Consider the following 25,395-nt stretch of genomic DNA (forward strand, 5'->3'; position numbering starts at 1 on the left):
TTAACGAGCCATCGGGTATTTCTTCTATTGCCTGAGGTTTGTCAGTGGTCTGAGCGGGCTGTAAAATCAGCCCGTTTTTTATTTCTGAGGATTTCACCGATGTCTGTCGTTCTCTCTGATGCCTGGCTGCAACGCTTTGGCGGCACCGCTCGTCTGTATGGCCAGGCGGCGCTTCAGCTGTTTGCCGAAGCGCACGTTTGCGTGATTGGCATCGGCGGGGTGGGCTCGTGGGCGGCAGAGGCGCTGGCGCGGACCGGGATTGGGGCCATTACGCTTATCGACATGGATGACGTTTGTGTCACCAACACCAACCGCCAAATCCATGCCCTGAAAGACAGCGTAGGCCAGGCAAAAACGGAAGTCATGGCCGCGCGTATCAAAGAGATCAATCCTGAGTGTCGGGTTACGGTGGTGGATGACTTTATTACTGCCGACAACGCCGCGGAGCTGCTTAGCCAGGGATTCAGCTATGTTATCGACGCCATTGATAGCGTGCGGCCAAAAGCGGCGCTGATCGCGTATTGTCGTCGCTATAAGATCCCGCTGGTGACCACGGGTGGAGCCGGCGGGCAAATCGATCCAACGCAGATTCAGGTCAGCGATCTGGCCAAAACCATTCAGGATCCGCTGGCGGCGAAGCTACGTGAACGCCTGAAAAGTGATTTTGGGGTGGTGAAAAATAGTAAAGGGAAGCTTGGCGTAGATTGTGTATTTTCCACGGAAGCGCTGGTCTATCCGCAGGCCGACGGATCGGTTTGCGCGATGAAAAGCACCGCCGAAGGCCCAAAACGAATGGACTGCGCCTCGGGCTTTGGGGCGGCGACCATGGTGACCGCCAGCTTTGGTTTTGTGGCAGTGTCTCATGTGCTGAAGAAGATGATGGCGAAGGCGGCGCGAACCGCCGCCTGATTAATTTTCGCGGGCGGCCCGTTGAACCGCCGCGGCCAGAGCCGTAAGCCCGCTGCTGCGGGAAGCGCTTAGCTGGTGGCGCAGCCCCAGATCGTCAAACAGACTTAGCGGATCGTTTTCCAACAGCTGGCGGGCGGTTTTCCCTTCTACAGCGGTCAACAGCACCGCCAATAATCCGCGAACGATGCGCCCTTCGCTGTCGCCGTAAAAGTGCAGCGTTCCGTCCGACTGGCGTTCGTGGCCGAGCCAGACGCGGTTTTCGCAGCCGCTGATTTCAATACTCTCGGTTTTTAATGCCTCCGGCAGCGCCGGCAGCTTCTTACCCAATAAAATCAGCTGGCGGTATTTGTCTTCCCACTGCCGCTGTGCTTCGAAGGTGGTACGCAGCATATCTGCGTTAATTTCTGTGCCAAAGGGATGATTAGCCTGCATTCAGTCCACCAGAATATCGAGGGCGCGATCGACTGCGGCGAGCAGTTCGTGCACATCCTGCTGTGTGTTGTAAGGGGCGAAAGAGGCACGCAGCGTACCGCTAACGCCTAATGCGGCCATCAAGGGCTGCGCGCAGTGCTGGCCTGCCCGCAGCGCAATACCTGACTCGGCCAGAAGCGTGACCATATCGCTGTGATGGACGCCTGCAAAGTCAAAGGCCAGCAGGCTGGAGTCCTGGCAGCGGAAGCTGCGAAAACCAGGGCGCTTCGCCAGCTCTGACTCCGCGAGCGTGGCCAGGCTGCGGCTCCAGTTTTCCGCCTGCTGCAGATCGAAAGCTTCAAGCCACTCCAGCGCGGCGCTTAGACCAATGACGCCCGCGACGTTTGGCGTCCCGGCTTCAAAGCGATAAGGCACTGGCTGAGTTTTAAAACCGTCGAAAGAGACGTGGGTAATCATTTTCCCGCCGCCGAGCCACGGCGACATCTGCTCAAGGAGTTCAGCTTTGCCATAGAGCGCGCCGATGCCGGTCGGGCCATAGAGTTTATGGGCGGAGAAGGCATAGAAGTCGATATCCAGCGCCTGAACGTCCGGCGGACAGTGCACAATGCCCTGAGCGCCATCGACCATCACGACAGCCCCTGCTTCGTGGGCAAGCTTAATAGCCTTTGCAAGTGCAGGGCAGCCTCCGGTGACGTTAGACATTTGCCCAAGTGCCAGGATACGCGTGCGCGAATTCAGCAATGCCGGGAGCTGGTTAATATCGGGCAGAGTCTGATCATTCAGCGGCAGTTTCACCACTTTGGCACCGGTTTGCTCAGCCACTATTAGCCACGGCACAAAATTGGCGTGATGTTCTGCTTCACTCACAATGATTTCATCCCCGTCTTTGAGGCGAGGGCGGGCATAGCATTGCGCAACTATATTGATGGCTTCCGTTGTGCCACGGGTCCAGACCACGGCTTTACCGCTTTCAGCGTTGATCAAGCGTGCTACCTGGTCACGTGCCGCTTCGTAGCGCGCCGTCAGACGCTGTGCTTCGGGAAACTGGCTGCGGTGAACGTTTCCGGCACTCAGGCTGTAAAACTGTTGGGTAGCGTCGATAACGGCCTGGGGTTTTAGCGCCGTAGCCGCACTGTCGAGATAGACGCCTGCATCTGCCAGCGCGGGAAATTGCGCGCGAAAATGAGCGGGGTTAAATGCTGTCATGGGGATCCTCAGTTCAATGCACAGATCGTCGCGCAAAACTGACGCTGGCACAAGGTTTCCGTCTTTCTCGGAATAGTCTGTTTCTGCTGGCAGAATGTGAGAAGCAGGTTATGCTAATTATTGTTGGACTAATATTTAAGCATGTTAGTAGGAAAGACTTAAACAGCATTAAACGCTATCCACAAGGAGAAGAATAATGAACAAATCTATCGCTATTGTTTCTGCCTGTATGATGACCTTTGCACTTGCAGCTTGTTCCAGCCCGAACTACATCATGCACACCAACGATGGACGCGCGATTGTCTCTGAAGGCAAGCCGAAGACCGATGACGAAACCGGGATGATCAAGTACAAAGATGCCAACGGGAATATGCAGCAGATTAACCGTTCGGACGTGAAAGAGATGGTTGAGCTGAAGAAGTAATTCTGCAGGCAAAAAAAAGCACCGCATTCGGCGGTGCTACATTAATCACTATGGACAGACAGGGTAAATGTACAGGAAGTGAAAAGGGGTAGCTTAGCTACCGTGGTCCGAAATGTCAGACCAATTGCAAACACAACAACACAACATCACAACCGTAAGCCAAAAGCCCTCCAGAACACGCATTCCAGACAACTTTTCGTTCCGACTCAGGAAGTGCCGCCACTATAGGTATTTGCTGGTGCATCCTCAACGGACAATTTATAATGGCTCAGATAAAAAAAACTAATAGGTAAACAAACGATATCCGTTTGTAAACTGTTATTAACACTTAAGCCAAATAACCCCATGTCTAAGCGATTACCCCCTCTGAATGCGCTGCGCGTTTTTGACGCTGCGGCTCGTCACTTGAGTTTTACTAAAGCGGCTGAGGAACTGTTCGTTACTCAGGCCGCGGTAAGCCACCAGATCAAGTCCCTGGAGGATTTTCTTGGCCTGAAGCTGTTCCGCCGCCGTAACCGTTCGCTGCTGTTGACGGAGGAGGGGCAGAGTTATTATCAGGATATTAAAGAGATTTTTTCTCAGCTGACGGAAGCCACCCGTAAGCTGCAGGCGCGCAGTGCAAAAGGCGCGCTGACGGTAAGTTTATTGCCCAGTTTTGCGATTCACTGGCTGGTGCCTCGCTTAACAAGCTTTAACTCAGCTTATCCGGGCATCGACGTGCGAATTCAGGCGGTGGACCGCCAGGAAGACAAGCTGTCTGATGATGTGGACGTGGCGATATTCTATGGGCGCGGCAACTGGCCTGGACTCAGAGTTGAGAAACTTTATGCGGAGTATTTGCTGCCGGTTTGCTCACCTATGCTCCTGACCGGCGACAAACCGATTAAAACGCCGGAAGATTTGGCCAGGCACACTTTATTGCATGACGCATCGCGTCGCGACTGGCAGACTTATACCCGCCAGCTTGGCGTGAGTCATATTAATGTCCAGCAAGGACCCATTTTCAGCCACAGCGCAATGGTACTTCAGGCCGCCATTCACGGGCAGGGGATTGCGCTGGCCAATAACGTCATGGCCCAAACGGAAATCGAAGCGGGCCGTCTGGTATGCCCGTTCAACGATGTGCTGGTAAGTAAAAACGCCTTTTATCTGGTTTGTCATGACAGCCAGGCAGAACTGGGTAAAATAGCCGCGTTTCGACAGTGGATCCTGGCAAAGGCGGCCAGTGAGCAAGAAAAATTCCGTTTTCGCTACGAACAATAAGCAACCTTCGCGTGGCGAGACCACGCCTTACTTTAGGGTTACATCATGACCAGCCGATTCATGCTGATTTTTGCCGCCATCAGCGGTTTTGTTTTTGTTGCCCTGGGCGCCTTTGGGGCGCACGTATTGAGCAAGTCTTTGGGCGTTGCGGAGATGGGATGGATCCAGACCGGGCTTGAGTATCAGGCATTTCATACGCTCGCGATTTTTGGCCTTGCGGTAGCGATGCAGCGTCGCATCAGCATCTGGTTCTACTGGAGCAGCGTCTTTATGGCGCTGGGGACCGTATTGTTTAGCGGCAGTCTTTACTGCCTGGCCCTGTCGCATTTGCGGCTGTGGGCGTTTGTTACCCCGGTGGGGGGCGTCAGCTTTCTGGCCGGTTGGATATTGATGTTAATTGGTGCTGTGCGCCTGAAACGTAAGGGCGTAAGCCATGAATAAAGTGATTTTGTACTGCCGTCAGGGATTCGAGAAAGAGTGTGCGGCAGAGATAACCGACAAAGCCGGTCAGCGCGGCGTCTACGGCTTTGCCCGCGTCAAAGAGCACAGCGGTTATGTCATATTTGAATGCTATCAGCCGGAAGAGGCGGAAAAGCTGGCGCGCGAGCTGCCTTTCAGCGACCTGATTTTTGCCCGCCAGATGTTTGTAGCCGGTGAGCTGCTAAAAGATTTACCGCCGGAAGACCGCATCACACCTATTGTCGGCATGCTGCAGGGCGTGGTGGAAAAGGGCGGCGACCTGCGGGTTGAAGTGGCTGATACCAACGAAAGCAAAGAGCTGATGAAGTTCTGCCGCAAGTTTACCGTGCCGCTGCGCGCCAGCCTGCGTGAAGCCGGGGTGCTGACCAACTACGAAACGCCGAAGCGCCCGGTTGTGCATGTGTTCTTTATCGCGCCAGGCTGCTGCTACACGGGTTACTCCTATACCACCAACAATTCGCCGTTCTATATGGGCATCCCGCGCCTCAAGTTCCCGGCGGATGCTCCAAGCCGCTCCACGCTGAAGCTGGAAGAGGCGTTTCATGTCTTTATTCCCGCCGATGAATGGGACGAGCGCCTGGCCAACGGCATGTACGCCGTGGATTTGGGCGCCTGCCCGGGCGGCTGGACCTATCAACTGGTGAAGCGCAATATGTGGGTTTCATCCGTCGATAACGGCCCGATGGCGCAGAGCCTGATGGACACCGGACAGGTCACCTGGCTGCGTGAAGACGGCTTCAAATACCGCCCGACCCGCACCAACATCTCCTGGATGGTCTGCGACATGGTAGAGAAACCGGCGAAAGTGGCCCATTTAATGGCAACCTGGCTGGTAAACGGCTGGTGCCGTGAGACTATCTTTAACCTCAAATTGCCGATGAAAAAGCGCTACGAAGAGGTGTCGCAAAACCTGGCGCAGATCCGCGAAATCCTTGAGAACAACGGCATTAACGCGGAAATCAAAGCCCGCCAGCTTTACCACGATCGTGAAGAAGTGACCGTTCATATCCGCCGTTGGTGGGCGGCCGTGGGTGGCCGTCGCGACGAACGTTAATGACTCACCCCTTGCTCATTCAGGCAAGGGGTGTTCTTCCCCGTTAAGCGGAAGGCAATACGCCCGGCAGCCTTAGCTGCTGTAAGTTCCCGTCGAGCTGTAAATCCGTCTCAAGCCTTGCCACCTGGCGGCTGATAAACGCACTTTCTCTGTGCAGCTCCAGCTTCTTGCGCCATTTCTCCGGAACTTCATCCAGCCGCTGATACAGCGTTTCCAGGTCAGAAAACTGGTTAATGAGCTGTGTGGCGCTTTTCGGGCCAATACCGGGCACGCCGGGAATTTTGCTGCTGCTGATGCCCGCCAGCCCCCAGAAGTCCCCGAGCTGTTCCGGATGAACGCCATATTCCTGGGCAATGAAGGGCGCATCCAGCCAGCGTTTTTGGAAGTAATCACGAATTTGCAGCGTCGGGGCCAGCAGCTGGCAATAGCCTTTGTCGGTGGACACAATGGTTGCCCGGTGGCCGCCGGAGGCAACTTTTACCGCCAGCGTAGCCGCAAGATCGTCCGCTTCGTTGCCTTTTGAGTGCCAGCATTGAACACCGCGGCGGGTAAACGCTTCCCGAAGCGCGGGCATTTCGGCATGAAGATCGTCGGGCATGGGCGAACGGCCCGCTTTGTAGTCGGGCAGCACCTGATGCCGCCAGCCTTCGCGACGTTCTTCGTCATCAAACACCGCCACCGCATGAGTAGGCTGGCTGTGGCCAATAAGCTGGTCCAGCGCATGCAGACATGTATCGACGCAAGGCGAACCCTGCACCGCATGTATGCGGCGAATCAGGTTCAGGGCATCGACGATAAGTAAATGAATAGCCATAAAAATTAACTCGTCACTCTGATGGGTCTACCCTAACACTTCCCGCCACGATCGGCTATTCTCATCGCAGCATTCAGGAATGCCTTTCGCAAAACCTTATGAGAACGGGGTGGAAAGCCATTGCGTAGTTGTTAGCGGGCTATGTATATTTCTAACGCATAAAAAAATAGAGAACATCAATATGAGTAATACTAAACACCTCGCGCAACGCATTCAAAACCTGCAGCCCTCGGCCATCCGCGAACTTCTTAAGCACAGCAAAATGCCCGGCGTGATTTCACTGGCCGGCGGTATTCCATCCAGCGAGCTGTTTGACAAGCAAGGACTGGAGCTGGCGACCCGTAAAGTGCTGGAAGAGAACTTTAACGACGCTTTTCAGTATGGTCTGACCGAAGGCAATTCCGAGCTGCGTGACCAGCTAGTTGAGCTGTGCAAGGCTCGCGGGATTACTACGCGCAGCGACCAGTTGCTCATCACCTCTGGTTCCCAGCAGGCGTTGGATTTACTGATTCGTGCGCTGGCAGACGAAGGTGACGTTTTCGTCGTTGAGCGCCCGACCTACCTGGCCACGCTGCAAATCCTCAGTTTGACCGCCGCGAAGGTTGAATCCGTGGGTGGGGACGAGCACGGCATGATTGTCGATGAGCTGGAAGCTTTGCTGAAAACCACGCGTGTGAAAGGCGTTTATCTGGTGCCAACCTTTGGTAACCCCAGCGGCACAACGCTGAGCACCGAGCGTCGTGAAAAGCTGGTGAAACTGGCTGCCGAACATGATTTTGTGATTATTGAAGACGATCCGTATGGGGCGATTAGCTTTACCGATCGCCGGGAGAAAACCCTGATTCAGGTCGCCACAGAGTTAGGGCATGAAGACCACGTGGTCTATACCTCAACGTTCTCGAAAATTCTGGCTCCGGGGCTGCGTGTCGGCTGGATTATTCTGCCGGAGTGGATGAAGCAAAAGGTCGCCATCATTAAGCAGGCGACTGATTTACACGCTAACTCGTTTACCCAAGCGCTGGCGGCGGCTTACCTGAAACTGGGGCGTCTTGAGCCGCAGATTGAGCTGATTCGTGAGGCTTATAAGCAGAAGTGCCTGACGCTGTCGCGTCTGCTGGAAGAAGAGCTTGGCGAGCACATTACCTTTAACCAGCCGCAGGGTGGGATGTTCCTGTGGGCCGCTTTCCGATACGACTTCGATACCACGGCGTGGCTACAAAAAACGCTGGAGAAAGGCGTGGTGTACGTGCCGGGAGAGTTCTTCTTTAGCGATCATGCGGATAAACGCACGCTGCGTTTCTCCTACGCGACGGCAACCGATGAGCAACTGGTTGAAGCCGTGAAGCGTTTGAAAGCGGCGCTCTAAGAAAAAGGCTCCCAACCGGGAGCCTTAAAGGTTGCTGACAAAGAGGGAAAAAGCGTGGTTTTTCCCTCTTTGTGGTTATCAGCCGAAAATCAATGAATTGATTTTCCTATTTTTTAACCAGTCGTCAGGTCTTTCTTTTTTCAACGGAAGTTGGTCAGTCGCCTGAAAGGCTCCCAATCGGGAGCCTTAATTTTTTAGTCACAGGCGACAATTTTCAGCGCCAGACCACCGCGAGAGGTCTCGCGATATTTGGCGTTCATGTCCTTGCCCGTTTCATACATTGTCTCGATAACCTTATCCAGACAGACGCGAGGCTCGCTGGTGCGGCGCATAGCCATACGTGCAGCGTTCACCGCTTTTACGGCGGCAATAGCATTACGCTCGATGCACGGCACCTGAACCTGACCCGCAACCGGGTCACACGTCAGCCCCAGATTATGCTCCATGCCGATTTCTGCAGCGATACACACCTGAGTCGGGCTACCGCCCAAAAGCTCAGTAAGGCCTGCTGCAGCCATTGAACAGGCTACGCCGACTTCTCCCTGACACCCTACTTCTGCGCCGGAGATAGACGCATTCATTTTGTACAGAGAACCAATAGCACCGGCGGCAAGGAAATAGCGGGCGCAGGAGTTAGCGTTCACCTGACGAATGAACTTGTCGTAGTACGCCAGCACGGCCGGAACAATACCGCAGGCACCGTTTGTTGGGGCAGTGACTACGCGGCCACCGGCAGCGTTTTCTTCGTTCACCGCCAGCGCAAACATATTGATCCAGTCCACTACGGCCATCGGATCTGAGTTGTTTTTATCGGTGGTGACCAGCATGCGGCGAAGCGCAGCAGCACGACGGGGAACGCGCATTTTACCGGGCAGTACGCCTTCTGTAGTAATCCCGCGTTCAATTCCGCTGCTCATCACTTCCCAGACCGCCGCAAAGTGGGCGTCGATCTCTTCCTGGCTATGCAGGGCACGTTCGTTCTGCATCATCAGGCCGGAAAGTGACAGGCCCGTTTCACGGCAGTGTTTTTGCAGGTCAGCAGCATTCTTATACGGATACGGCACGCTGACAGGGTTTTCACTCTGCGCACCAAAATGTGCTTCATCAACGATGAAGCCACCGCCGATAGAATAATAGGTCTGAGAATGCAGCACGTTGTCGCCAGCCAGAGCGGTAATGCGCATGCCGTTTTCATGAAGCGCCAGGTTGTCGGCATGGAAGTTCATGCAGCAGTCCACCGGGAATTCAACTTCATGTTGGCCGTTGGCCAGCATAAGACGCCCGTGGGTATTTACATCCTGGATGAAGTGCGGAATAGCATCGATATCTACGGTGTCCGGCAGGTTACCCGCCAGGCCCATAATAATGGCTATATCCGTATGGTGGCCTTTGCCTGTCAGGGACAGCGAGCCATAGACATCCACAACAACACGAGTGACATCGCGCAGGATCCCTTGCTCAATCAGGTCATCGGAAAATTGCTTACCGGCCTTCATTGGGCCGACGGTATGTGAGCTGGAGGGGCCAATACCGATTTTGAAAATGTCGAATACGCTAATCATAAGATTTCCCTGCGTAAGTGACTCGGGGGAAGAGAGAGTCGCCCAGGCAGGCGACTCTTTAACTTGCTTAGCTGAACAGCGAGTAGAAGATAGCGGAGATAGCAATCAGGCCCATAATCACAACGAAGACGTTGCTGATATGGCCGCTGTACTTACGCATCGCCGGAACTTTCTGAATGGCATACATTGGCATCAGGAACAGAATCATCGCAATAACCGGGCCACCCAGGGTTTCAATCATCCCGAGGATGCTTGGGTTCAGCGTCGCAACAATCCAGGTCGTGATGAGCATGAAGATCGCGGTGATGCGGTTCAGCTTGTTCAGTTCAATGGTTTTGCCTTTGCTGCGCAGAGATTTAATGACCATGCCGTTAAAGCCTTCACGCGCGCCCAGGTAGTGGCCGAGGAAGGATTTGGTGATCGCAATCATCGCAATGATTGGCGCCATCCAGGCAATAACCGGTGCATTAAAGTGGTTAGCCAGGTAAGACAGAATAGAGATGTTCTGCGCTTTTGCCGCGGCCAGGTCTGCCGGGGTCAGGCTCAGCACGCAGCTGAACACGAAGAACATAACTGTCAGTACCATCATGATGTGGGCGCGAGCCAGGATGCTGGAGCATTTTTTCTCAGCGCCTGTGCCGTACTCTTCGCGTTTAGCCACGGCGAAGGAGGAGATGATTGGCGAGTGGTTGAAGGAGAATACCATGACCGGAATTGCCAGCCACAGGGTCATCCACAGGCCGCTGCCGGTTGCCGGGGTTGCGCTGAAGGACAGGGTTTCAAACGCTGCGCCGCTCCAGTTTGGAATCAGGTACAGCGCCAGCAGCATCAGCGCGGCAACGAACGGGAATACCAGGATGCTCATCGCCTTCACGATCATCTGCTCGCCGAAGCGCACGATGGTCATCATGCCGACGATCAGAATCAGGGAAAGGATAGCGCGTGGTGGTGAAGTCATGCCCAACTGGTGGGTGATGAAGCTGTCCACGGTGTTGGTGATAGCCACGCTGTAAACCAGCAGGATCGGGTAGATAGCGAAGAAGTACAGCAGGGTGATGAGCTTACCTGCGCCGATACCAAAGTGTTCTTCTACAACTTCGGTGATGTCTTCACCCGGGTTTTTACCTGACAGAACAAAACGCGTCAGACCACGGTGTGCAAAGAAGGTCATCGGGAAAGCCAGAATCGCCATGATGAACAGCGGGATCAGGCCACCAACGCCGGCGTTGATTGGCAGGAACAGGACGCCCGCACCGATAGCCGTGCCGTAAAGGCCCAGCATCCACATGGTGTCGGTTTTGCGCCATGCGCCTTTTTTCTCAGCAGAGACAATACTGCCGGTTTGAGTGGTTTCCATCTACATCTCCAAAGGAATGTTTCGTGCAATGTTGAAAAATTCGCCGTTAAAGCACCATCAAGGGCTTAACGGTTGAAACTAAATTCTGGCCGCGGGCATTTTTGTAGTAGTTGTGTCCCGTAACTATCGGCGGGCGGAAAGATACATTTATGTCATCACTGTATCAGTGATCGCGATCCCAAATGCGATAATCTACGTTTGTTATGCAACAAATCCGCATAACAGTCTGTTCATGGGTATTAACATAATATTTATGGGCGCGAAGCCTAACACTTGTGGATGATGCAATACATTAAACCTGACCAAATAACTCGGTTTTTGCCAAAGAAAGTGGCTAAAACAGCATTTTTCAACGAGTATTTGCTTCAGGTCGCAATGTTTGTGCTTTTAAGTGTGAGCGCAATCGATTAAATGGCTTTGAGAAAGGTAAAAAGAAGAGCGGCCGATGGCCGCTCTGGTAGATTAACGCACGATTTCATAGCAGGGGATGTAGGCGCTGCCGGGCAGCTTCATGCGATGCTGGGCGACAAAGCCCTGTAGCAGAACATCCATACGTTTCATCATGTCCGGGTCCCCGTGCAGCTTGTAGGGGCCGTATTTTTCGATAGCATGAATGCCTGGCTCCTTCACGTTGCCGGCAACGATGCCTGAGAAGGCGCGACGTAGCGAGGCGGCCAGCTTTTCCGCAGGCTGATCCGGATAGAGTTGCAGGTTAGCCATGTTTTCGTGAGTAGGTTCAAATGGCATCTGCAGATCCGGCGAGATGCGAATAGACCAGTTGAAGCCGTAGGCATCACCGGTTTCACGGCGGTTCTCTTTCACCTGCGGCATGGCCTTTTTCATCAGGCGGGCGACTTCAGTTGCGTCGTCGATGATGATTTTATAATGGCGGCGCGCTTTCTCGCCCAGGGTGCTAACGATAAATTCATCCAGCACGCGGAAGTAATCAGCGCTTTCTTTCGGCCCGGTGAGGATCAGCGGCAGTACCTGATCGTGGTTGTGTGGATTCATTAGAATGCCAAGCAGGTAGAGTAGCTCTTCCGCTGTACCAACCCCGCCTGGGAAGATAATGATGCCGTGGGCAATACGCACGAACGCCTCAAGCCGTTTTTCAATATCCGGCATGATGATCAGTTCATTGACCAGCGGGTTAGGTGGCTCGGCGGCGATGATTGAAGGCTCGGTCAGGCCGATAAAACGCCCTTCTTTATAGCGTTGTTGCGCGTGGCCGACGGCGGCACCTTTCATCGGCGCTTCCATCGCGCCAGGCCCGCAGCCGGTGCAGATATTCAGCTCGCGTAAGCCTAGCTGAGTGCCCACACGGCGGGCATAAAGGTATTCGTTTTCGTTAATGGAGTGACCACCCCAGCAAACCACCAGGTTCGGTGCTTCACCCACGTGCAGCGCACGGGCATTTCGTAAAATAGAAAACACCATATTGGTGATATGAATAGAGTTTTCTTTATTTAAATGCTGAAAACGACCTGCGTTGGTAATTTGGCCGTTAACAAACAGAATATCGCGCAGGACGGCGAACAGGTTAGCCTGCAGCGCGCGGATGATTCGGCCGTCAACAAAGGCGTCTTCCGGGGGATTAATCAGTTCGAGTTTTACGCCACGTTCACGACGTAACACATTGATGTCAAAGTTCTGGTAGCGGGAAAGCAGCTCTTTGCTGCTGTCGGTTTGACTGCCGGAATTAAGGACTGCCAGTGAGCAGTTACGAAACAGTTGATAAAGGTCGCTGCTGGCGGTGCGTTTAAGCATATCGACTTCCAGCTGCGACAACATATCCATTGAGCCAAGCGGGCTAATATGTGTAATCAAGTGAACTCCTTACGGAACGAAAAGTGCCGTTCTCACAGATTACAATAGCCCTGGCTTGTTCACTTTAACAACCCGTAAACCACATTCACTTTTGGCGCTGCGAGCTATTTCGCACTTATTGGCGGGTCAGGCGGCCAAAAGCAGGATGGAAATCGGTATTCGTCCGCCACGGATTAATGTCCAACCCACCCCGGCGCGTGTAGCGTGCGTAGACGCTGAGCGATTGCGGCTGGCAGAAGCGCTGCAGGTCATTAAAGATGCGCTCCACGCATTGCTCATGAAACTCATTGTGATGCCGGAAAGAGACCAGATAGCGCAACAGCTTTTCGCGATCGATTTTCGGGCCGCGATAGCGAATCTGTACGGAACCCCAGTCTGGCTGATGGGTGATCAGGCAGTTGGACTTCAGCAGGTGGCTAACCAGCGTCTCTTCCACGATCTCATCGCCCGCGGCCTGTTGCAGGTAATCGGCGTTAAAGTCGTAGCTGTCGATGGTGATGTCCTGCGCATCGATGCATTCTCCGCTGAACGCTGAGATTTCCTGGCCTTCCAGCTCCTGCAGGCGGAACAGCACTACGCTGACGTCGCCTTCGGCGCAGGCGCTCAGGTCACGCTTCAGTGTTTCCTGGACGGTTTCCCAGTCGGCGAAGCGAGTCTGGTTAAAACTGTTCAGGTAGAGCTTAAAGCTTTTTGACTCCACAAGATTGACGCTGTTGGCATCTAACTGCACATGACCCACGGCGACCTGAGGCAGGCCGTTACTGTTCAGCCATGAGAGTTCGTATAGCGTCCAGATGTCGCCGCCGCTGAATGGCAGGCTGTCGGCGTGGAGGCCAAGTGGGTCGCGATTCAGGCTGCGCGGTACGGCCTGCAGCAGCGAGGGCTGGTATTGATCCTGATAAGCCGTGGGCTTACCCAGCGTCAGGCCACTTAGAGCCTGGTGATTTTCGTAGGACATGTTTCACCGAGATAAAGGTACAATTGGCTTCTATTGTACCCCAGCCTACGCGAGTGAGAAATTAATGAACGAAGTCGCCTTTGCCCTTAAAGAGTTTACCCGCCGTTTTTGCGACCAGTGGCAGGAGGAAACGGGAGGCTGGCCCGCCAGTGAAGCGCTGTACGGCATTCCGTCCCCGTGTATTGTAACGACCACCGGAGGAGACGTACGCTGGCAGCCCCAACCGTTCACGCCAGAAGCAGATTTAAGCGCCGTAGAGCGAGCATTGGATATTTCCCTCCAGCCTGCCGTTGAAGCGTTTTACACCACGCAGTTTGCCGGCGATATGCCCGCCGTACATGGGAATACTGCGCTGACGCTGCTTCAGGCGTGGAGCGAGGACGACTTTGTTCGCGTACAGGAAAACCTGATTGGCCATCTGGTGACACAGAAGCGTTTGAAGTTATCTCCGACGCTGTTTTTAGCGACGACTGACGATGAAATGGAAGTCATCTCACTCTGCAACTTGACAGGTGAAGTGCTGATTGAAAGAATCGGCACCCCGCAGCGGACCGTGCTTTCCGCCTCTCTTCCTGATTTTCTTAATGTCTTAACGCCACAGGTGATTTAGCTTTTTTGCCCAAGGCCTTGTGAGAGATCTCTTACAAGCCGTGTGAGAGATCGCTACATTTGACGGCAGATGAAAGCGCCTCTCATTTATCGATGCTTTTATAAAACAATGAGTTATTTTTGTTTTAGGAAAGTTCCGAATGAAAGTTTTTGTCCGCAGCACCGCTGCATCCCTTGTCACATGCGGGCAAATAGGGGATTCTATATTCATCGACAGGATGTCGGCGTAATGAAGGAGACATTAGGATGATGTCGCTTCTTACTTAAGGATCTCGCCGGGATGGCGTACAAGGAAGGCTTCACAGATGAAGCGCGGATAACTCAGGAAGAGTTAAAGGACACCTCCAGGACGGAGAATGAGAGCCGTAACAGGAGTACGGTAGGTCAGGAAGACTCAAGGATTTCACGTCAGGATGATGTTGGACACCCATCAGGATGATGGCAGCAGGAAGCCCTGGCGATGGATTGCTGGTCAGGAGACCAGAGGACAAAGTTGTCATGGATGAGCAGGGAGCATGAAAAGTAGCCGGATTAGCTGCGAAACGAACCGGGAGCACTGTGTAAACAGTGCTCCCTTTTTTTATGCCTTTTTCACGGGCAGCGAAGAAGTGTTATTCTGTACCGCTCTTTTCCACTGACCTGTGAGGTTTTCATGGAGCGCCAGACGCTAGTTCGCCGCCATTTACTCACCATTGAGCAGATCCTGCGCGATCATTCCCTCTGGCAGGGCCTGCCTCCCGATCCTACTGCATTTGAGAGCACGCAGCCTTTCTGCATGGATACGCTGCAGCCCCACGAATGGCTGCAATGGGTACTGATCCCTCGTATGCACGCGCTGCTGGACAGCCAGCATCCTCTGCCTGACGCCTTTGCTATCGCCCCTTATTACGAGATGGCGCTGGATGCGACGCATGCCGTTCGTGAACCTCTCCTTGCCGTGCTGCTTGAGCTGGATGCACTGTTTGACGCGGAACAGGGTTGATGCTGGAGATTATTTACCAAGATGAATGGCTGGTTGCCGTGAACAAACCGTCCGGCTGGCTGGTTCACCGCAGCTGGCTGGACAGGCACGAAAAAGTCGTGGTGATGCAAACCGTCCGCGACCAGATTGGCCAGCACGTTTTTACCGTTCATCGCCTCGACAGACCAACCTCTGGCGTGCTGCTGATGGGGCTGTCCAGCGAAGTAGGCCGTCTGCTGTCACAGCAATTTGAGCAGCATCAAATGCAGAAACGCTACCATGCCGTGGTGCGCGGCTGGCTGCAGGACGAAGCCGTGCTGGATTATCCGCTGGTTGAAGAGCTGGATAAAATCGCCGATAAATTTAGCGACCAGGACAAAGGGCCACAGCCCGCGGTGACGCATTATCGCGGGCTGGCAACGGTCGAAATGCCGGTGGCGGTGGGGCGCTATCCCAGCGCGCGTTACAGTCTGGTAGAGCTTGAGCCAAAGACCGGTCGTAAGCACCAGCTCCGGCGCCATCTGGCGCATCTTCGCCATCCCATTCTTGGCGATTCCAAACATGGTGATTTGCGCCAGAATCGCGGTGCGGCGGAGCATTTTGGTTGCCAGCGCCTGATGCTGCATGCCAGCCAGCTTTCTTTAAATCATCCTGTTACCGGGGAACCGCTGACGTTAAGAGCAGAGCTGGATGAGACCTGGATGCAAATGCTGACACAATTTGGCTGGCGTGGTCAGCTTCCGGATGTTGAAAATAGTGAGTATGATCCGGCGAGCTGCTAGGACAAGCCTTGTCTCTAATTCTTAAGGAGTTACCGATGGCCGAAGTGGGTATTTTTGTAGGTACGATGTACGGCAATGCGCTGCTAGTGGCGGAAGAGGCCGAAACCATTCTGAAAAAACACGGCCATCAGGCAAAGGTGTTTGAAGATCCCGACCTGACCGAGTGGCAATATTACCGCAACCACTATGCGCTGGTGGTCACGTCCACGACGGGGCAGGGCGATCTGCCGGACAGCATTGTTCCGCTATTTCAGGCCATCAAAGATCAACTGGGTTACCAGCCTGAACTGCATTACGGCTTGATTGCGCTGGGTGACAGCAACTACGACCACTTCTGCGGCGGCGGGAAGCAGTTTGACGCTTTATTGCAGGAGCAGGGCGCAACCCGCATTGCTGAGGTTTTAACGATTGACGCCAACGACCATCCGGAGCCTGAAGTGGTTTCCGGCCCGTGGGTCGAGCAGTGGGCGACTTTACTGAAGTAAGTGATAGCTGGGTGAGTATGCGGCGCATACCCACCCGGAAAAGATCTTAATTAAGCGGCTGTTCGTGGTTGCGGCGGTAGGCGCCGGGAGAGGTATTGAACCGTTTCCCGAACGTGCGGGTAAAAGATTGCTGCGAATCAAAACCGTAGCGCACTGAGATATCGAGGATTTTGTCCTCGGTATTTTTCAGATCTTCTGCCGCTAACTGCAATTTACGTTCACGAATGTAGGCCCCGAGGCTCTTCCCCGCCCAGTCTGAGAACATCCGCTGTAGGTACCACTTCGAGTAGCCGGACTGCCTGGCGACTTCTTCAATACGCAGCGGGCGCTGCATATTGCCATCGACCCACTCAAGCAGAGATTCCATAAAATCTTTAGGCATGGACATATCACCTCCTTCTACATCTTGCTCGTTCGATAATGGATAAATCTATTCCCACCAGGCATCGAAGGCCTGGTGCGATTGGCTGACTTCCAGTATTTGCCCCATTTCTGGCGTGAGCAGCTGATAGCTGCGGCCTGCGCTGGCGGTGGCAATGCGGCGGAAAGGCTCGTCCCAGCTGTGATTCGCCAATGCAAACCGGCCAGCATGCCCCGGCACCATGGTTTTGGCGCCCAGGTCTTCCGTCGCCTGAGCCGCTTCTTCCGGCATCATATGGATGTATTTCCAGCCTTCGTCGTACTGGCCGTTTTCCATGATGGCGAGATCGATATCGCTAAACTGTTCGCCGATTTGCCTGAAATGTGGGCCGTAGCCGGTGTCGCCGCTGTAATAAATTTTTCGCTGTGGCGTGACGAACATGAAGCTTGCCCACAGCGTTTTGTTGCCGGTTAACCCGCGGCCAGAGAAGTGGCGAGCCGGCAGGGCATGAATCGTTAACGCATTGTCAATGGAGACTTTTTCCTGCCAGTCCAGCTCGTGGATTAGCGCCGGGTCGAAGCCCCAGGCGTCAAAATGCGCGCCGACGCCAAGCGGGGTGACTACCTGTTTAATCTTTGGCTTAAGCGCGCGCAGCGTGGGGTAATCCAGGTGATCCCAGTGATCGTGAGAGATGACCAGGGTGTCGATATCCGGCATATCTTCAGCTTGCCACGGATAATCACCCGCAAACGCTTTGTTCAGAAAGGCGAACGGGGCGGCATAGTGGCTAAACACCGGATCGATAAGAATGCGTTTGCCGCCAAGCTGGATAAACCAGGAGGAATGGCCCAGCCACACCACCAGATCCTGCTGTTTATCGAGCGTCGCCAGATCGGTTTTGATCAGCGGCAGAGGACGGTCGGGTTTTACCGTATCTGGTCGGGCGAAAAAGAAATCCCACAGTGCTGCAATACGACCGCGTTTGTCGGTCATCATTGGCGTGTCCTGCTGATTGTGGAACTTGCCGTCGCGGTACTGGGGAGATTGCTGGATGCGTTCAAGGCGGCTGCCCTGCGGCAGTTTGCCAAATTCAGTCATCGGGAACAGCGCAGCGCTAGTGGCAGTAAGGCCTATTAACATAATCACGACCATGAATTTTAGGGTTAACGAACGCTTGCCAGATTGCGCGGCAGCCATAAAGAATTCTCGTAGAAACTGTGCGGGTTATATTGCTATTGAGTGAGTAAACACTCATTATAAGCAGGCAAGGTCAACCGTCAACAAAATTTACGGTATGATAAAGCACATGACATTCAGCGAACGCGGCGATCCCGGTGGCTGAAATCCTATCCACTCAGATAACTGGCTTGTGAGGAACCGTGGCTCGTCCAAAAAGTGAAGATAAACGATTAGCATTACTCGATGCGGCAACCGATGCGATAGCGGAACTGGGATTAGGGGCGGCGACCTCTTTAATTGCCAGAAAGGCGGGCGTTGCCGAAGGGACATTGTTCCGTTATTTCCCGACTAAAGACGAGTTGCTGAACGCCGTTTATCTTCATCATAAGCAAGATCTTGGCAACGAGCTGATGAAAACCTACGATCGACATGCCTCAAGCAAAGAGCGCACCAGGACGGTGTGGGGGAATTACATCGACTGGGGGCTGGTGAATATGAATGCGCGTAAAGCGATGCGCCAGCTGGCGGTTTCCGGCAAGATCACGTCCGAAACGCTGGAAATGGTTTACCTTGCTTACCCGGATCTGCGTGACCTGTCGAAGGAATGTATCACCAACGAGGCGCTGACCGGCATTGAGTCGGCATTTGCCGACGCTATTTTCTTTGGCCTGGCCGAAACCACGATGGAATTTGCCGGACGCGATCCTTCACGCAGGGATGAATACAAATCTGCCGGCTTTGACGTGATGTGGCGCGGCATGACTAAAGGCTAACATTTTTGTAAAAGCGAAGCGGGTTTGCGGGAGCCCCACTTCGCACCGGACTTAAGCTCAAATCTGATATTTCTTCGCTTCCCGCGCGACATTATCCATTTCGTCCAGTAGCTCCAGAATTTCAGGCTCCATCTCCTCTGGCGCTACGCCGTGACGCAGCTCGTGCTCGAGCGTCTGGCAGAGTTTTTTCATCCGAGGGACGCCGCTGTAGCTGCAGCTTCCGTGCAGTTTATGCACGATATCAATTAGCCCTTCGGGCTTGTCGCCCACCAGCTGTTCTTCAAGGACATTTCTCACTTCCGGTAAAAACGCCAGCAGCATTTCAAGCATCTCCCGGGCGAGATCGGCTTTGTTGGCGGCCTGCCGCAGCGCCAGGTTCCAGTCCAGCGTCTTATTGATATTAATCGCCGGCGGGACGGGGTCTTCCGGCTGAACGGGAAGCTGGCCGATATTGCCCGGATGGTAGCGCATCAGCAGGCGATGCAGTTTTTCTTCTTCAATCGGCTTGGCGAGATAGTCGTTCATACCGGCGCTCATGAGTTTCTCTTTTTGCCCCGCCAGCGCGTGGGCAGTGACGGCAATCACCGGGGTTTGCTGGTGATGCGGCAGCTGGCGAATCAGCTCGCAGGCGCGGATACCGTCCATTTCCGGCATCTGAATGTCCATCAGAATAATGTCGATGTTCATTTGCCGGGCGCGCTCCATCGCCTGAGCACCACTTTCACACAGCACAACTTGTTGAACCCTGTCTTCCAGTAACGCGCCGATCAGTTTCAGGTTGGCCGGGTTATCGTCCACCGCCATGACGGCCATCGGCAGCTTATCGCTATGTTCAACGAACGGCAGAGCCAGATTAGCTTTCGGGCAGCTTTCAAGCAGCATCGGGAACAGGCGTGTAGAGGTGATCGGTTTTAACAGGCAGCCCGCCACGCCCTGGCGCTTGAGCTCTTCTGCACCGACCTGGGTATGGCAGGGCAAGGCCAGAATCAGGCAATCTGCCATGGTGACCGCTTTTGCGAGCTTAGGGTTTGCCAGCGTGAGCGTTTCTGTAAAGGTGACGGGAATACCACACAGCAGAATATCGTAGTGCTCATCGGGCAGTCCGGTGAGCGACGGGCTGTGCACGACGTCCAGCGGCGTATTTTGCAGCAAATTCAGGGTGCTCTGCGCGGCGGTCGCATTCGGCTCGACGTAGCCCAGACGTTTACCCGCCAGTTTGTCCAGCACTTGCCTGTCGTTCACGGCGTTCGGGTTCAGATCCAGGCTGATGTGGAACCAGAACGTTGAGCCCCGATTCGGTTTACTGTGGAAGGAGATATCACCGCCCATTTCATTCACCAGCTTCTGGGTGATTACCAGCCCCAGCCCGGTGCCGCCGTGGCGGCGGGAAATACTGGCATCCGCCTGGCGGAAGGCCTGGAAGAGACGCGATTGTTCCTGCTCAGGAATGCCGATGCCGGTGTCGTGAATCTGCATTTCAATCTGAACTTTGTTGTTGCCTTCCGCCCGTTTTTCCACCAGCAGGTCGATGTTGCCGGTTTCGGTGAATTTAATCGCGTTGCCTACCAGATTGGTGACCACCTGCTGCAGGCGCAGAGGGTCACCAATCACATTATCCGGAACATCATTTTTGATGTTTAGCGTCAGCTCAAGGCCTTTGTCGTGGGCGGAATGTGCCAGCAGAGTCACCACCTCATCCAGAGTGTTGCGCAGCGGGAAGGGGATGGATTCCAGCAGAAGCTTGCCCGCTTCAAGTTTGGAGAAGTCCAGCACGTCATTAATGATGGTGAGCAAGTTATTGGCCGAGCGTTCAATCGTGTAGAGGTGGTCGCGCTGGGTTGGCGTCAGGTCGGTTTTTAAGGCCAGACGAGTGAAGCCAATAACGCCGTTGAGCGGCGTTCGCAGCTCGTGGGACATATTTGCCAGAAACTCAGATTTTATACGGGCGGCTTCCTGAGCCCGTTTCTTGGCAAGATCGAGCTCCACGTTCTGAATTTCCATCTGCTCAAGGGTTTCACGTAGATCGGATGTGGCCTGGTCGACGTTGTGCTGCATCTCTTCGTGATACGCCGTCAGCGACATTGCCATCGAGTTGATACCGTTTTTCAGCATATCCAGTTCGCCCAACATAAACCCTTCCACGCGGCTGTCGAGCTGCCCGCGGCGAATGCGGTCCACGGTATTCACCATATTGCGAATCGGCCCGGTCACGTCGCGCATCAGGCGATAGGCAAACAGCATCGCAATGCCAATACAGAACAGCATCATCAAGGTGGAGATAAAGATTTCGCGGTATTGCTGCAGGCGAACGGATTTGAGATCCAGCTCCATGGCGACGTAGCCGAGGGTGCTGTTGCTCTGTTTTACGTTGGTTTCCGCGGACTCATCCGGCGAGTATCTTTCAGAAATAATCGGCATCCGCAGGATCATAATGTCCCCGGCGCGGGTGACGGTGAGATCTTTCGGGAGCTTTTCCCCGTCGGGCAGCTTCAGGCGAGCGGCGTTATGCTGAAAATTAGAGGTGACGAACAGCTTGTTACTGTCATCGTAAATCGAAATACCCCGCACGATATCCGAATGGCGGCGATGGAGCACGCTGACCAACTGACGAATCGACTCCCGGCTGTGGAAGTTCATACCGTATTCGCTGGAGACCGCCAGGGGCTCAATAATACTGGCGCCGGCATCTTCCAGCTGGCGCTGTAAGTCATTGTAACGATGGACAACGAAAAAGATGCTGAGCAGTAAACCGACCAACAGCGTCGGGGCCAGAATCAGGATCATCATACGTGCGCGCAGGCTGTAGTTGGTCATGGGGTTCCGATATGGGACAATAAAAGCAACAGTGACATTTGAGAACACATCTACTTACATCATGGCGCAATTCTACTCTGCAAAGCGACGCGATACGAATCGTGAATTACTTACCGTGACCGTAACCGACCTTGATCCGTTCGGTCAGGGCGTCGCGCGTCACAAAGGCAAAGCGCTCTTTATTCGTGGCGCGCTGCCCGGCGAACAGGTTGAGGTTCGCATTACCGAAGATAAGCGTAGCTACGCTCAGGCAGAGGTAAAGCGTCGTTTAAACGACAGCCCGGAGCGGGTGAAACCGCGCTGCCCGCATTTCGGCGTTTGCGGCGGCTGCCAGCAGCAGCACGCGAGCGTGGCGCTGCAGCAGGAGGCAAAATCTAAGGCCCTTGGGCGCATGATGGGCGAGCGCGAACATCCTCGCCAGGTGGATGAAATCATTTCTGCCGCGGCATGGGGATATCGCCGTCGCGCGCGGCTGGGGTTGAATTATCAGCCCCGCACGCAAACCTTACAGATGGGTTTTCGTAAGGCGAGTGATAAAGCGCTGGTGGATATTCATCATTGCCCCGTTCTGGCGCCCCGGCTTGAAACATTACTGGAACCTTTACGTCAGTGCTTGTCTGAATTAAGTATTGTGAACCGGTTAGGGCACGTGGAGCTGGTCCTGGCCGACGGCGGGCCGCTGATGGTACTGCGCCATTTGGCGCCGCTCAGCAAAGACGACCGGGAAAAACTGGAACAGTTTTCGCATTCCCATGAGGTGGCATTGTTCCTCGCCCCGGACAGCGACAACCTGGAATCACTGGCCGAGGAAGAGCCCTGGTATCATTCAGACGGGCTACGCTTAACCTTTAGTCCACGCGACTTTATCCAGGTTAACGACGCGGTGAATCAGCAAATGGTGGCGCGGGCGATCGAGTGGTTGGAGGTGCAGCCTGAGGATCGGGTGCTAGATTTGTTCTGCGGAATGGGGAATTTTACCCTGCCGTTGGCAAAACGAGCCGCCGCGGTCGTTGGGGTCGAAGGCGTTGCTGCGCTGGTGGCGAAAGGTGAATATAATGCTCAGCGTAATGCGCTGAAAAATGTGACGTTCTTCCATGAAAACCTGGAAGATGACGTGACGCGTCAGCCCTGGGCGCAACAAGGATTTACTAAAATATTGCTCGACCCGGCGCGTGCCGGTGCGGCGGGTGTTATGCAGCACGTTATCAAACTGGCGCCGAGCCGCGTGGTGTACGTTTCCTGTAACCCCACCACGCTTGCGCGCGACAGCGAAACGTTGCTGGCCGCCGGGTACCACATTAAACGACTGGCCATGCTCGATATGTTCCCCCACACCGGGCATCTGGAGTCTATGGCGCTCTTTGAGCGTAATTGAAAGGGTTAATCAGGCGTTTTGGCCTGAGCGTTAGCCCGACAGGAGAGGATAATGGTTGCGGTAAGAAGTGCACATCTCAACAAAGCTGGCGAATTTGCGCCCGAAAAATGGATTGCAAGCCTCGGGATTTCTAACCAGCAGTCGTGTGAACGCTTAGCCGAAACCTGGGCGTACTGTGAACGCCAGACCAAAGGTCATCCTGACGCTGAATTATTGCTGTGGCGCGGCGTGGAGATGGTCGAAATCCTCTCGATGCTGAGTATGGACAACGATACTTTGCGCGCCGCGCTGCTGTTCCCTCTGGCGGACGCGGGCGTGGTCAGCGAAGAAGTGATGCTGGAAAGCGTCGGCAAGCAGGTGGTGACGTTGATTCACGGCGTGCGGGACATGGACGCGATTCGCCACCTGAAAGCAACGCACAACGACTCTGTTTCTTCCGACCAGGTGGATAACGTTCGCCGTATGCTGCTGGCGATGGTGGATGATTTCCGCTGTGTGGTCATCAAGCTTGCGGAACGTATCGCCCATCTGCGTGAAGTGAAAGATGCGCCGGAAGATGAGCGCGTACTGGCGGCCAAAGAATGTACCAACATTTACGCCCCGCTGGCGAACCGCCTCGGTATTGGCCAGCTCAAATGGGAGCTGGAAGATTACTGTTTCCGCTACCTGCACCCGGAAGAATATAAGCGTATCGCGAAGCTGCTGCACGAGCGCCGGATCGATCGCGAGCAGTACATCGACGATTTTGTCGGCATATTACGTTCTTCGATGAAAGAGGATGGCGTAAAGGCTGAAGTTTATGGCCGACCAAAACACATCTACAGCATCTGGCGCAAAATGCAGAAAAAACATTTGGCGTTTGATGAGCTGTTTGACGTGCGTGCGGTGCGTATCGTCGCCGAGCGCCTGCAGGACTGCTATGCGGCGCTGGGGATAGTGCATACTCACTTCCGCCATTTGCCTGATGAGTTTGACGACTATGTTGCCAACCCTAAACCGAACGGCTACCAGTCTATTCATACCGTGGTGCTTGGTCCGAACGGCAAAACTATAGAGATCCAGATCCGCACCAAGCAGATGCATGAAGAGTCCGAACTTGGCGTGGCCGCGCACTGGAAGTACAAAGAAGGCAATGCGCGCAGCGGCAGTTCCGGGCATGAAGATCGCATTGCGTGGCTGCGCAAGCTTATCGCCTGGCAGGAAGAGATGTCCGACTCCGGGGAAATGCTCGACGAAGTCCGCAGCCAGGTCTTTGACGACCGCGTGTACGTGTTTACGCCGAAAGGGGACGTGGTGGACCTGCCTGCAGGCTCGACGCCGCTGGACTTTGCCTACCATATTCACAGCGATGTCGGGCACCGCTGCATTGGGGCGAAAATCGGCGGGCGCATCGTACCCTTTACCTATCAATTACAAATGGGTGACCAGATCGAGGTCATTACCCAGAAGCAGCCGAACCCGAGCCGCGACTGGCTGAACCCAAACCTGGGGTACATCACTACCAGCCGCGGGCGAGCGAAGATCCACAACTGGTTCCGCAAGCAGGATCGCGACAAGAACATTCTTGCCGGACGCCAGATCCTGGACGACGAGATTGAACATCTGGGCATCAGCCTGAAAGAAGCAGAGAAAACGCTGCTGCCGCGCTACAACTTCAACGAAATTGAAGAGCTGCTGGCGGCTATCGGCGGCGGGGACATCCGCCTGAACCAGATGAGCAACTATCTGCAGGCGCAGTTTAATAAGCCAAGCGCCGAGGAACAGGATGCCGCCGCCTTACGTCAGCTGACGCAAAAAAGCTATTCACCACCGCAGTCGCGCAGTAAAGACAATGGCCGCGTAGTGGTTGAGGGCGTAGGGAATCTGATGCACCACATCGCCCGCTGCTGCCAGCCGATTCCGGGAGACGAAATCGTCGGCTTCATAACCCAGGGACGCGGGATCTCGATTCACCGCGCCGACTGTGACCAACTGGCCGAGCTGCAGTCCCACGCGCCGGAACGTATCGTCGACGCCGTTTGGGGGGAAAGCTACTCCAGCGGCTATTCACTGGTGGTTCGCGTCACGGCCAACGATCGCAGCGGTCTGCTGCGCGATATCACCACCATTCTGGCGAACGAAAAGGTCAACGTGCTTGGCGTGGCCAGCCGCAGCGATACGAAGCAGCAGCTGGCGACCATCGATATGACCATTGAGATCTATAACCTGCAGGTGCTTGGGCGCGTGCTGGGTAAACTCAACCAGGTGCCGGACATTATCGATGCCCGCAGGCTGCACGGCTAATTTATTGTCCCCCTCACCCCGACCCTCTCCCCAGAAGGGAGAGGGGGAACAACTTTGCTCAATTTGGTACGCTTTCCAAAGGTTGATGGCGAACAATTCTACTCAGTCCATCCCCTCTCCC

Annotated in this window: 23 protein-coding genes; 13 read left to right on the forward strand and 10 right to left on the reverse strand. The window is 54.5% G+C overall.

Going from position 1 to position 25,395, the window contains the following annotated elements:
- Positions 1-99: 99 nt before the first annotated feature.
- Positions 100-909: a tRNA cyclic N6-threonylcarbamoyladenosine(37) synthase TcdA gene (tcdA, locus tag F3J29_RS18275; RefSeq protein ID WP_045783824.1), complete on the forward strand. Its 810-nt coding sequence runs from the start codon at positions 100-102 to the stop codon at positions 907-909.
- Here tcdA and csdE read toward each other — a convergent pair whose 3' ends face one another.
- Both csdE and csdA read right to left on the reverse strand, forming a co-directional pair.
- Positions 910-1,341 (reverse strand): cysteine desulfurase sulfur acceptor subunit CsdE, encoded by a 432-nt coding sequence (csdE, locus tag F3J29_RS18280; RefSeq protein ID WP_166868223.1) that lies wholly within the window; start codon positions 1,339-1,341, stop codon positions 910-912.
- Positions 1,342-2,547 carry a cysteine desulfurase CsdA gene (csdA, locus tag F3J29_RS18285; RefSeq protein WP_166868225.1) on the reverse strand — a complete coding sequence of 402 codons (1,206 nt, stop codon included), beginning with the start codon at positions 2,545-2,547 and terminating at the stop codon, positions 1,342-1,344.
- Between the two features lie 196 nt (positions 2,548-2,743).
- Here csdA and F3J29_RS18290 point away from each other — a divergent pair, with 196 nt between their 5' ends.
- The 4 genes from F3J29_RS18290 to rlmM all read left to right on the forward strand — a co-directional run bounded on the left by F3J29_RS18290 (position 2,744) and on the right by rlmM (position 5,768).
- Positions 2,744-2,971 carry a YgdI/YgdR family lipoprotein gene (locus F3J29_RS18290; protein WP_008458430.1) on the forward strand — a complete coding sequence of 76 codons (228 nt, stop codon included), beginning with the start codon at positions 2,744-2,746 and terminating at the stop codon, positions 2,969-2,971.
- Between the two features lie 345 nt (positions 2,972-3,316).
- A complete protein-coding gene (gene gcvA, locus F3J29_RS18295; RefSeq protein WP_008458428.1) occupies positions 3,317-4,234 on the forward strand; it encodes a glycine cleavage system transcriptional regulator GcvA in 918 nt (305 codons plus the stop codon).
- Positions 4,235-4,279: 45 nt separating this feature from the next.
- Entirely contained in the window at positions 4,280-4,675 is a 396-nt protein-coding gene (locus F3J29_RS18300; RefSeq protein ID WP_008458426.1) for a DUF423 domain-containing protein, read from the forward strand.
- The gene (rlmM, locus tag F3J29_RS18305; protein WP_166868227.1) at positions 4,668-5,768 is read left to right on the forward strand and encodes a 23S rRNA (cytidine(2498)-2'-O)-methyltransferase RlmM; all 1,101 of its coding nucleotides are present in this window, start codon (positions 4,668-4,670) and stop codon (positions 5,766-5,768) included. The genes F3J29_RS18300 and rlmM overlap by 8 nt, the downstream gene beginning before the upstream one ends.
- 43 nt (positions 5,769-5,811) lie before the next feature.
- On the opposite strand, the gene xni is transcribed toward rlmM, so the two are convergent.
- On the reverse strand, positions 5,812-6,582 hold the full coding sequence (gene xni, locus F3J29_RS18310; RefSeq protein WP_166868230.1) for a flap endonuclease Xni: 771 nt from the start codon (positions 6,580-6,582) through the stop codon (positions 5,812-5,814).
- A 181-nt stretch (positions 6,583-6,763) separates the two neighbouring features.
- Here xni and F3J29_RS18315 point away from each other — a divergent pair, with 181 nt between their 5' ends.
- Entirely contained in the window at positions 6,764-7,948 is a 1,185-nt protein-coding gene (locus tag F3J29_RS18315) for an aminotransferase-like domain-containing protein (protein ID WP_166868232.1), read from the forward strand.
- Positions 7,949-8,142: 194 nt separating this feature from the next.
- Here the strand turns inward: F3J29_RS18315 and F3J29_RS18320 are convergent, their stop codons facing one another.
- The 4 genes from F3J29_RS18320 to queF all read right to left on the reverse strand — a co-directional run bounded on the left by F3J29_RS18320 (position 8,143) and on the right by queF (position 13,652).
- The gene (locus F3J29_RS18320; protein ID WP_166868234.1) at positions 8,143-9,510 is read right to left on the reverse strand and encodes an L-serine ammonia-lyase; all 1,368 of its coding nucleotides are present in this window, start codon (positions 9,508-9,510) and stop codon (positions 8,143-8,145) included.
- Between the two features lie 67 nt (positions 9,511-9,577).
- Positions 9,578-10,867, reverse strand: coding sequence for an HAAAP family serine/threonine permease (locus F3J29_RS18325; protein ID WP_166868235.1), 1,290 nt, complete (start codon positions 10,865-10,867; stop codon positions 9,578-9,580).
- 462 nt (positions 10,868-11,329) lie between these two features.
- Entirely contained in the window at positions 11,330-12,694 is a 1,365-nt protein-coding gene (gene ppnN, locus F3J29_RS18330; protein WP_039297694.1) for a nucleotide 5'-monophosphate nucleosidase PpnN, read from the reverse strand.
- A 115-nt stretch (positions 12,695-12,809) separates the two neighbouring features.
- Positions 12,810-13,652 carry an NADPH-dependent 7-cyano-7-deazaguanine reductase QueF gene (gene queF / locus F3J29_RS18335; RefSeq protein WP_166868237.1) on the reverse strand — a complete coding sequence of 281 codons (843 nt, stop codon included), beginning with the start codon at positions 13,650-13,652 and terminating at the stop codon, positions 12,810-12,812.
- Positions 13,653-13,716: 64 nt separating this feature from the next.
- Here queF and syd point away from each other — a divergent pair, with 64 nt between their 5' ends.
- The 4 genes from syd (at position 13,717) to F3J29_RS18355 (ending at position 16,489) form a co-directional block, all read left to right on the forward strand.
- Positions 13,717-14,262, forward strand: a complete 546-nt coding sequence (gene syd, locus F3J29_RS18340; RefSeq protein ID WP_166868239.1) for a SecY-interacting protein — start codon at positions 13,717-13,719, stop codon at positions 14,260-14,262.
- A gap of 651 nt (positions 14,263-14,913) precedes the next feature.
- Positions 14,914-15,243 (forward strand): YqcC family protein, encoded by a 330-nt coding sequence (locus F3J29_RS18345; protein ID WP_166868241.1) that lies wholly within the window; start codon positions 14,914-14,916, stop codon positions 15,241-15,243.
- Positions 15,243-16,004, forward strand: a complete 762-nt coding sequence (gene truC, locus F3J29_RS18350; protein ID WP_166868243.1) for a tRNA pseudouridine(65) synthase TruC — start codon at positions 15,243-15,245, stop codon at positions 16,002-16,004. The genes F3J29_RS18345 and truC overlap by 1 nt, the downstream gene beginning before the upstream one ends.
- Positions 16,005-16,039: 35 nt before the next feature.
- Positions 16,040-16,489 carry a flavodoxin gene (locus F3J29_RS18355; protein WP_039297682.1) on the forward strand — a complete coding sequence of 150 codons (450 nt, stop codon included), beginning with the start codon at positions 16,040-16,042 and terminating at the stop codon, positions 16,487-16,489.
- Positions 16,490-16,535: 46 nt separating this feature from the next.
- Here F3J29_RS18355 and F3J29_RS18360 read toward each other — a convergent pair whose 3' ends face one another.
- A complete protein-coding gene (locus F3J29_RS18360; RefSeq protein ID WP_166868245.1) occupies positions 16,536-16,877 on the reverse strand; it encodes a helix-turn-helix domain-containing protein in 342 nt (113 codons plus the stop codon).
- 42 nt (positions 16,878-16,919) lie between these two features.
- Positions 16,920-18,047: an MBL fold metallo-hydrolase gene (locus F3J29_RS18365; protein WP_166868247.1), complete on the reverse strand. Its 1,128-nt coding sequence runs from the start codon at positions 18,045-18,047 to the stop codon at positions 16,920-16,922.
- Positions 18,048-18,229: 182 nt separating this feature from the next.
- Here F3J29_RS18365 and F3J29_RS18370 point away from each other — a divergent pair, with 182 nt between their 5' ends.
- Positions 18,230-18,802: a TetR/AcrR family transcriptional regulator gene (locus tag F3J29_RS18370; RefSeq protein WP_008458392.1), complete on the forward strand. Its 573-nt coding sequence runs from the start codon at positions 18,230-18,232 to the stop codon at positions 18,800-18,802.
- 57 nt (positions 18,803-18,859) lie between these two features.
- On the opposite strand, the gene barA is transcribed toward F3J29_RS18370, so the two are convergent.
- The gene (gene barA / locus F3J29_RS18375) at positions 18,860-21,616 is read right to left on the reverse strand and encodes a two-component sensor histidine kinase BarA (protein ID WP_166868249.1); all 2,757 of its coding nucleotides are present in this window, start codon (positions 21,614-21,616) and stop codon (positions 18,860-18,862) included.
- A 61-nt stretch (positions 21,617-21,677) separates the two neighbouring features.
- On the opposite strand from barA, the gene rlmD reads away from it, so the two are divergent.
- Together rlmD and relA are read left to right on the forward strand one after the other, a co-directional pair.
- On the forward strand, positions 21,678-22,991 hold the full coding sequence (rlmD, locus tag F3J29_RS18380; protein WP_166868371.1) for a 23S rRNA (uracil(1939)-C(5))-methyltransferase RlmD: 1,314 nt from the start codon (positions 21,678-21,680) through the stop codon (positions 22,989-22,991).
- A gap of 51 nt (positions 22,992-23,042) precedes the next feature.
- Positions 23,043-25,274 carry a GTP diphosphokinase gene (gene relA / locus F3J29_RS18385; RefSeq protein WP_166868251.1) on the forward strand — a complete coding sequence of 744 codons (2,232 nt, stop codon included), beginning with the start codon at positions 23,043-23,045 and terminating at the stop codon, positions 25,272-25,274.
- Positions 25,275-25,395: the final 121 nt, after the last annotated feature.

This window comes from Enterobacter sp. Cy-643 (assembly GCF_011752815.1).
Taxonomy (GTDB): domain Bacteria; phylum Pseudomonadota; class Gammaproteobacteria; order Enterobacterales; family Enterobacteriaceae; genus Cedecea.

Coding starts and splice junctions, on each gene's coding strand:
- relA (WP_166868251.1), top strand. CDS start 23,043: ATGGTTGCGGTAAGAAGTGCACATCTCAACAAAGCTGGCGAATTTGCG.
- F3J29_RS18360 (WP_166868245.1), bottom strand. CDS start 16,877: ATGTCCATGCCTAAAGATTTTATGGAATCTCTGCTTGAGTGGGTCGAT.
- xni (WP_166868230.1), bottom strand. CDS start 6,582: ATGGCTATTCATTTACTTATCGTCGATGCCCTGAACCTGATTCGCCGC.
- F3J29_RS18355 (WP_039297682.1), top strand. CDS start 16,040: ATGGCCGAAGTGGGTATTTTTGTAGGTACGATGTACGGCAATGCGCTG.
- F3J29_RS18320 (WP_166868234.1), bottom strand. CDS start 9,510: ATGATTAGCGTATTCGACATTTTCAAAATCGGTATTGGCCCCTCCAGC.
- syd (WP_166868239.1), top strand. CDS start 13,717: ATGAACGAAGTCGCCTTTGCCCTTAAAGAGTTTACCCGCCGTTTTTGC.
- F3J29_RS18365 (WP_166868247.1), bottom strand. CDS start 18,047: ATGGCTGCCGCGCAATCTGGCAAGCGTTCGTTAACCCTAAAATTCATG.
- queF (WP_166868237.1), bottom strand. CDS start 13,652: ATGTCCTACGAAAATCACCAGGCTCTAAGTGGCCTGACGCTGGGTAAG.
- F3J29_RS18315 (WP_166868232.1), top strand. CDS start 6,764: ATGAGTAATACTAAACACCTCGCGCAACGCATTCAAAACCTGCAGCCC.
- csdE (WP_166868223.1), bottom strand. CDS start 1,341: ATGCAGGCTAATCATCCCTTTGGCACAGAAATTAACGCAGATATGCTG.
- gcvA (WP_008458428.1), top strand. CDS start 3,317: ATGTCTAAGCGATTACCCCCTCTGAATGCGCTGCGCGTTTTTGACGCT.
- F3J29_RS18290 (WP_008458430.1), top strand. CDS start 2,744: ATGAACAAATCTATCGCTATTGTTTCTGCCTGTATGATGACCTTTGCA.
- rlmM (WP_166868227.1), top strand. CDS start 4,668: ATGAATAAAGTGATTTTGTACTGCCGTCAGGGATTCGAGAAAGAGTGT.
- rlmD (WP_166868371.1), top strand. CDS start 21,678: ATGGCGCAATTCTACTCTGCAAAGCGACGCGATACGAATCGTGAATTA.
- F3J29_RS18325 (WP_166868235.1), bottom strand. CDS start 10,867: ATGGAAACCACTCAAACCGGCAGTATTGTCTCTGCTGAGAAAAAAGGC.
- truC (WP_166868243.1), top strand. CDS start 15,243: ATGCTGGAGATTATTTACCAAGATGAATGGCTGGTTGCCGTGAACAAA.
- tcdA (WP_045783824.1), top strand. CDS start 100: ATGTCTGTCGTTCTCTCTGATGCCTGGCTGCAACGCTTTGGCGGCACC.
- F3J29_RS18300 (WP_008458426.1), top strand. CDS start 4,280: ATGACCAGCCGATTCATGCTGATTTTTGCCGCCATCAGCGGTTTTGTT.
- F3J29_RS18345 (WP_166868241.1), top strand. CDS start 14,914: ATGGAGCGCCAGACGCTAGTTCGCCGCCATTTACTCACCATTGAGCAG.
- csdA (WP_166868225.1), bottom strand. CDS start 2,547: ATGACAGCATTTAACCCCGCTCATTTTCGCGCGCAATTTCCCGCGCTG.
- barA (WP_166868249.1), bottom strand. CDS start 21,616: ATGACCAACTACAGCCTGCGCGCACGTATGATGATCCTGATTCTGGCC.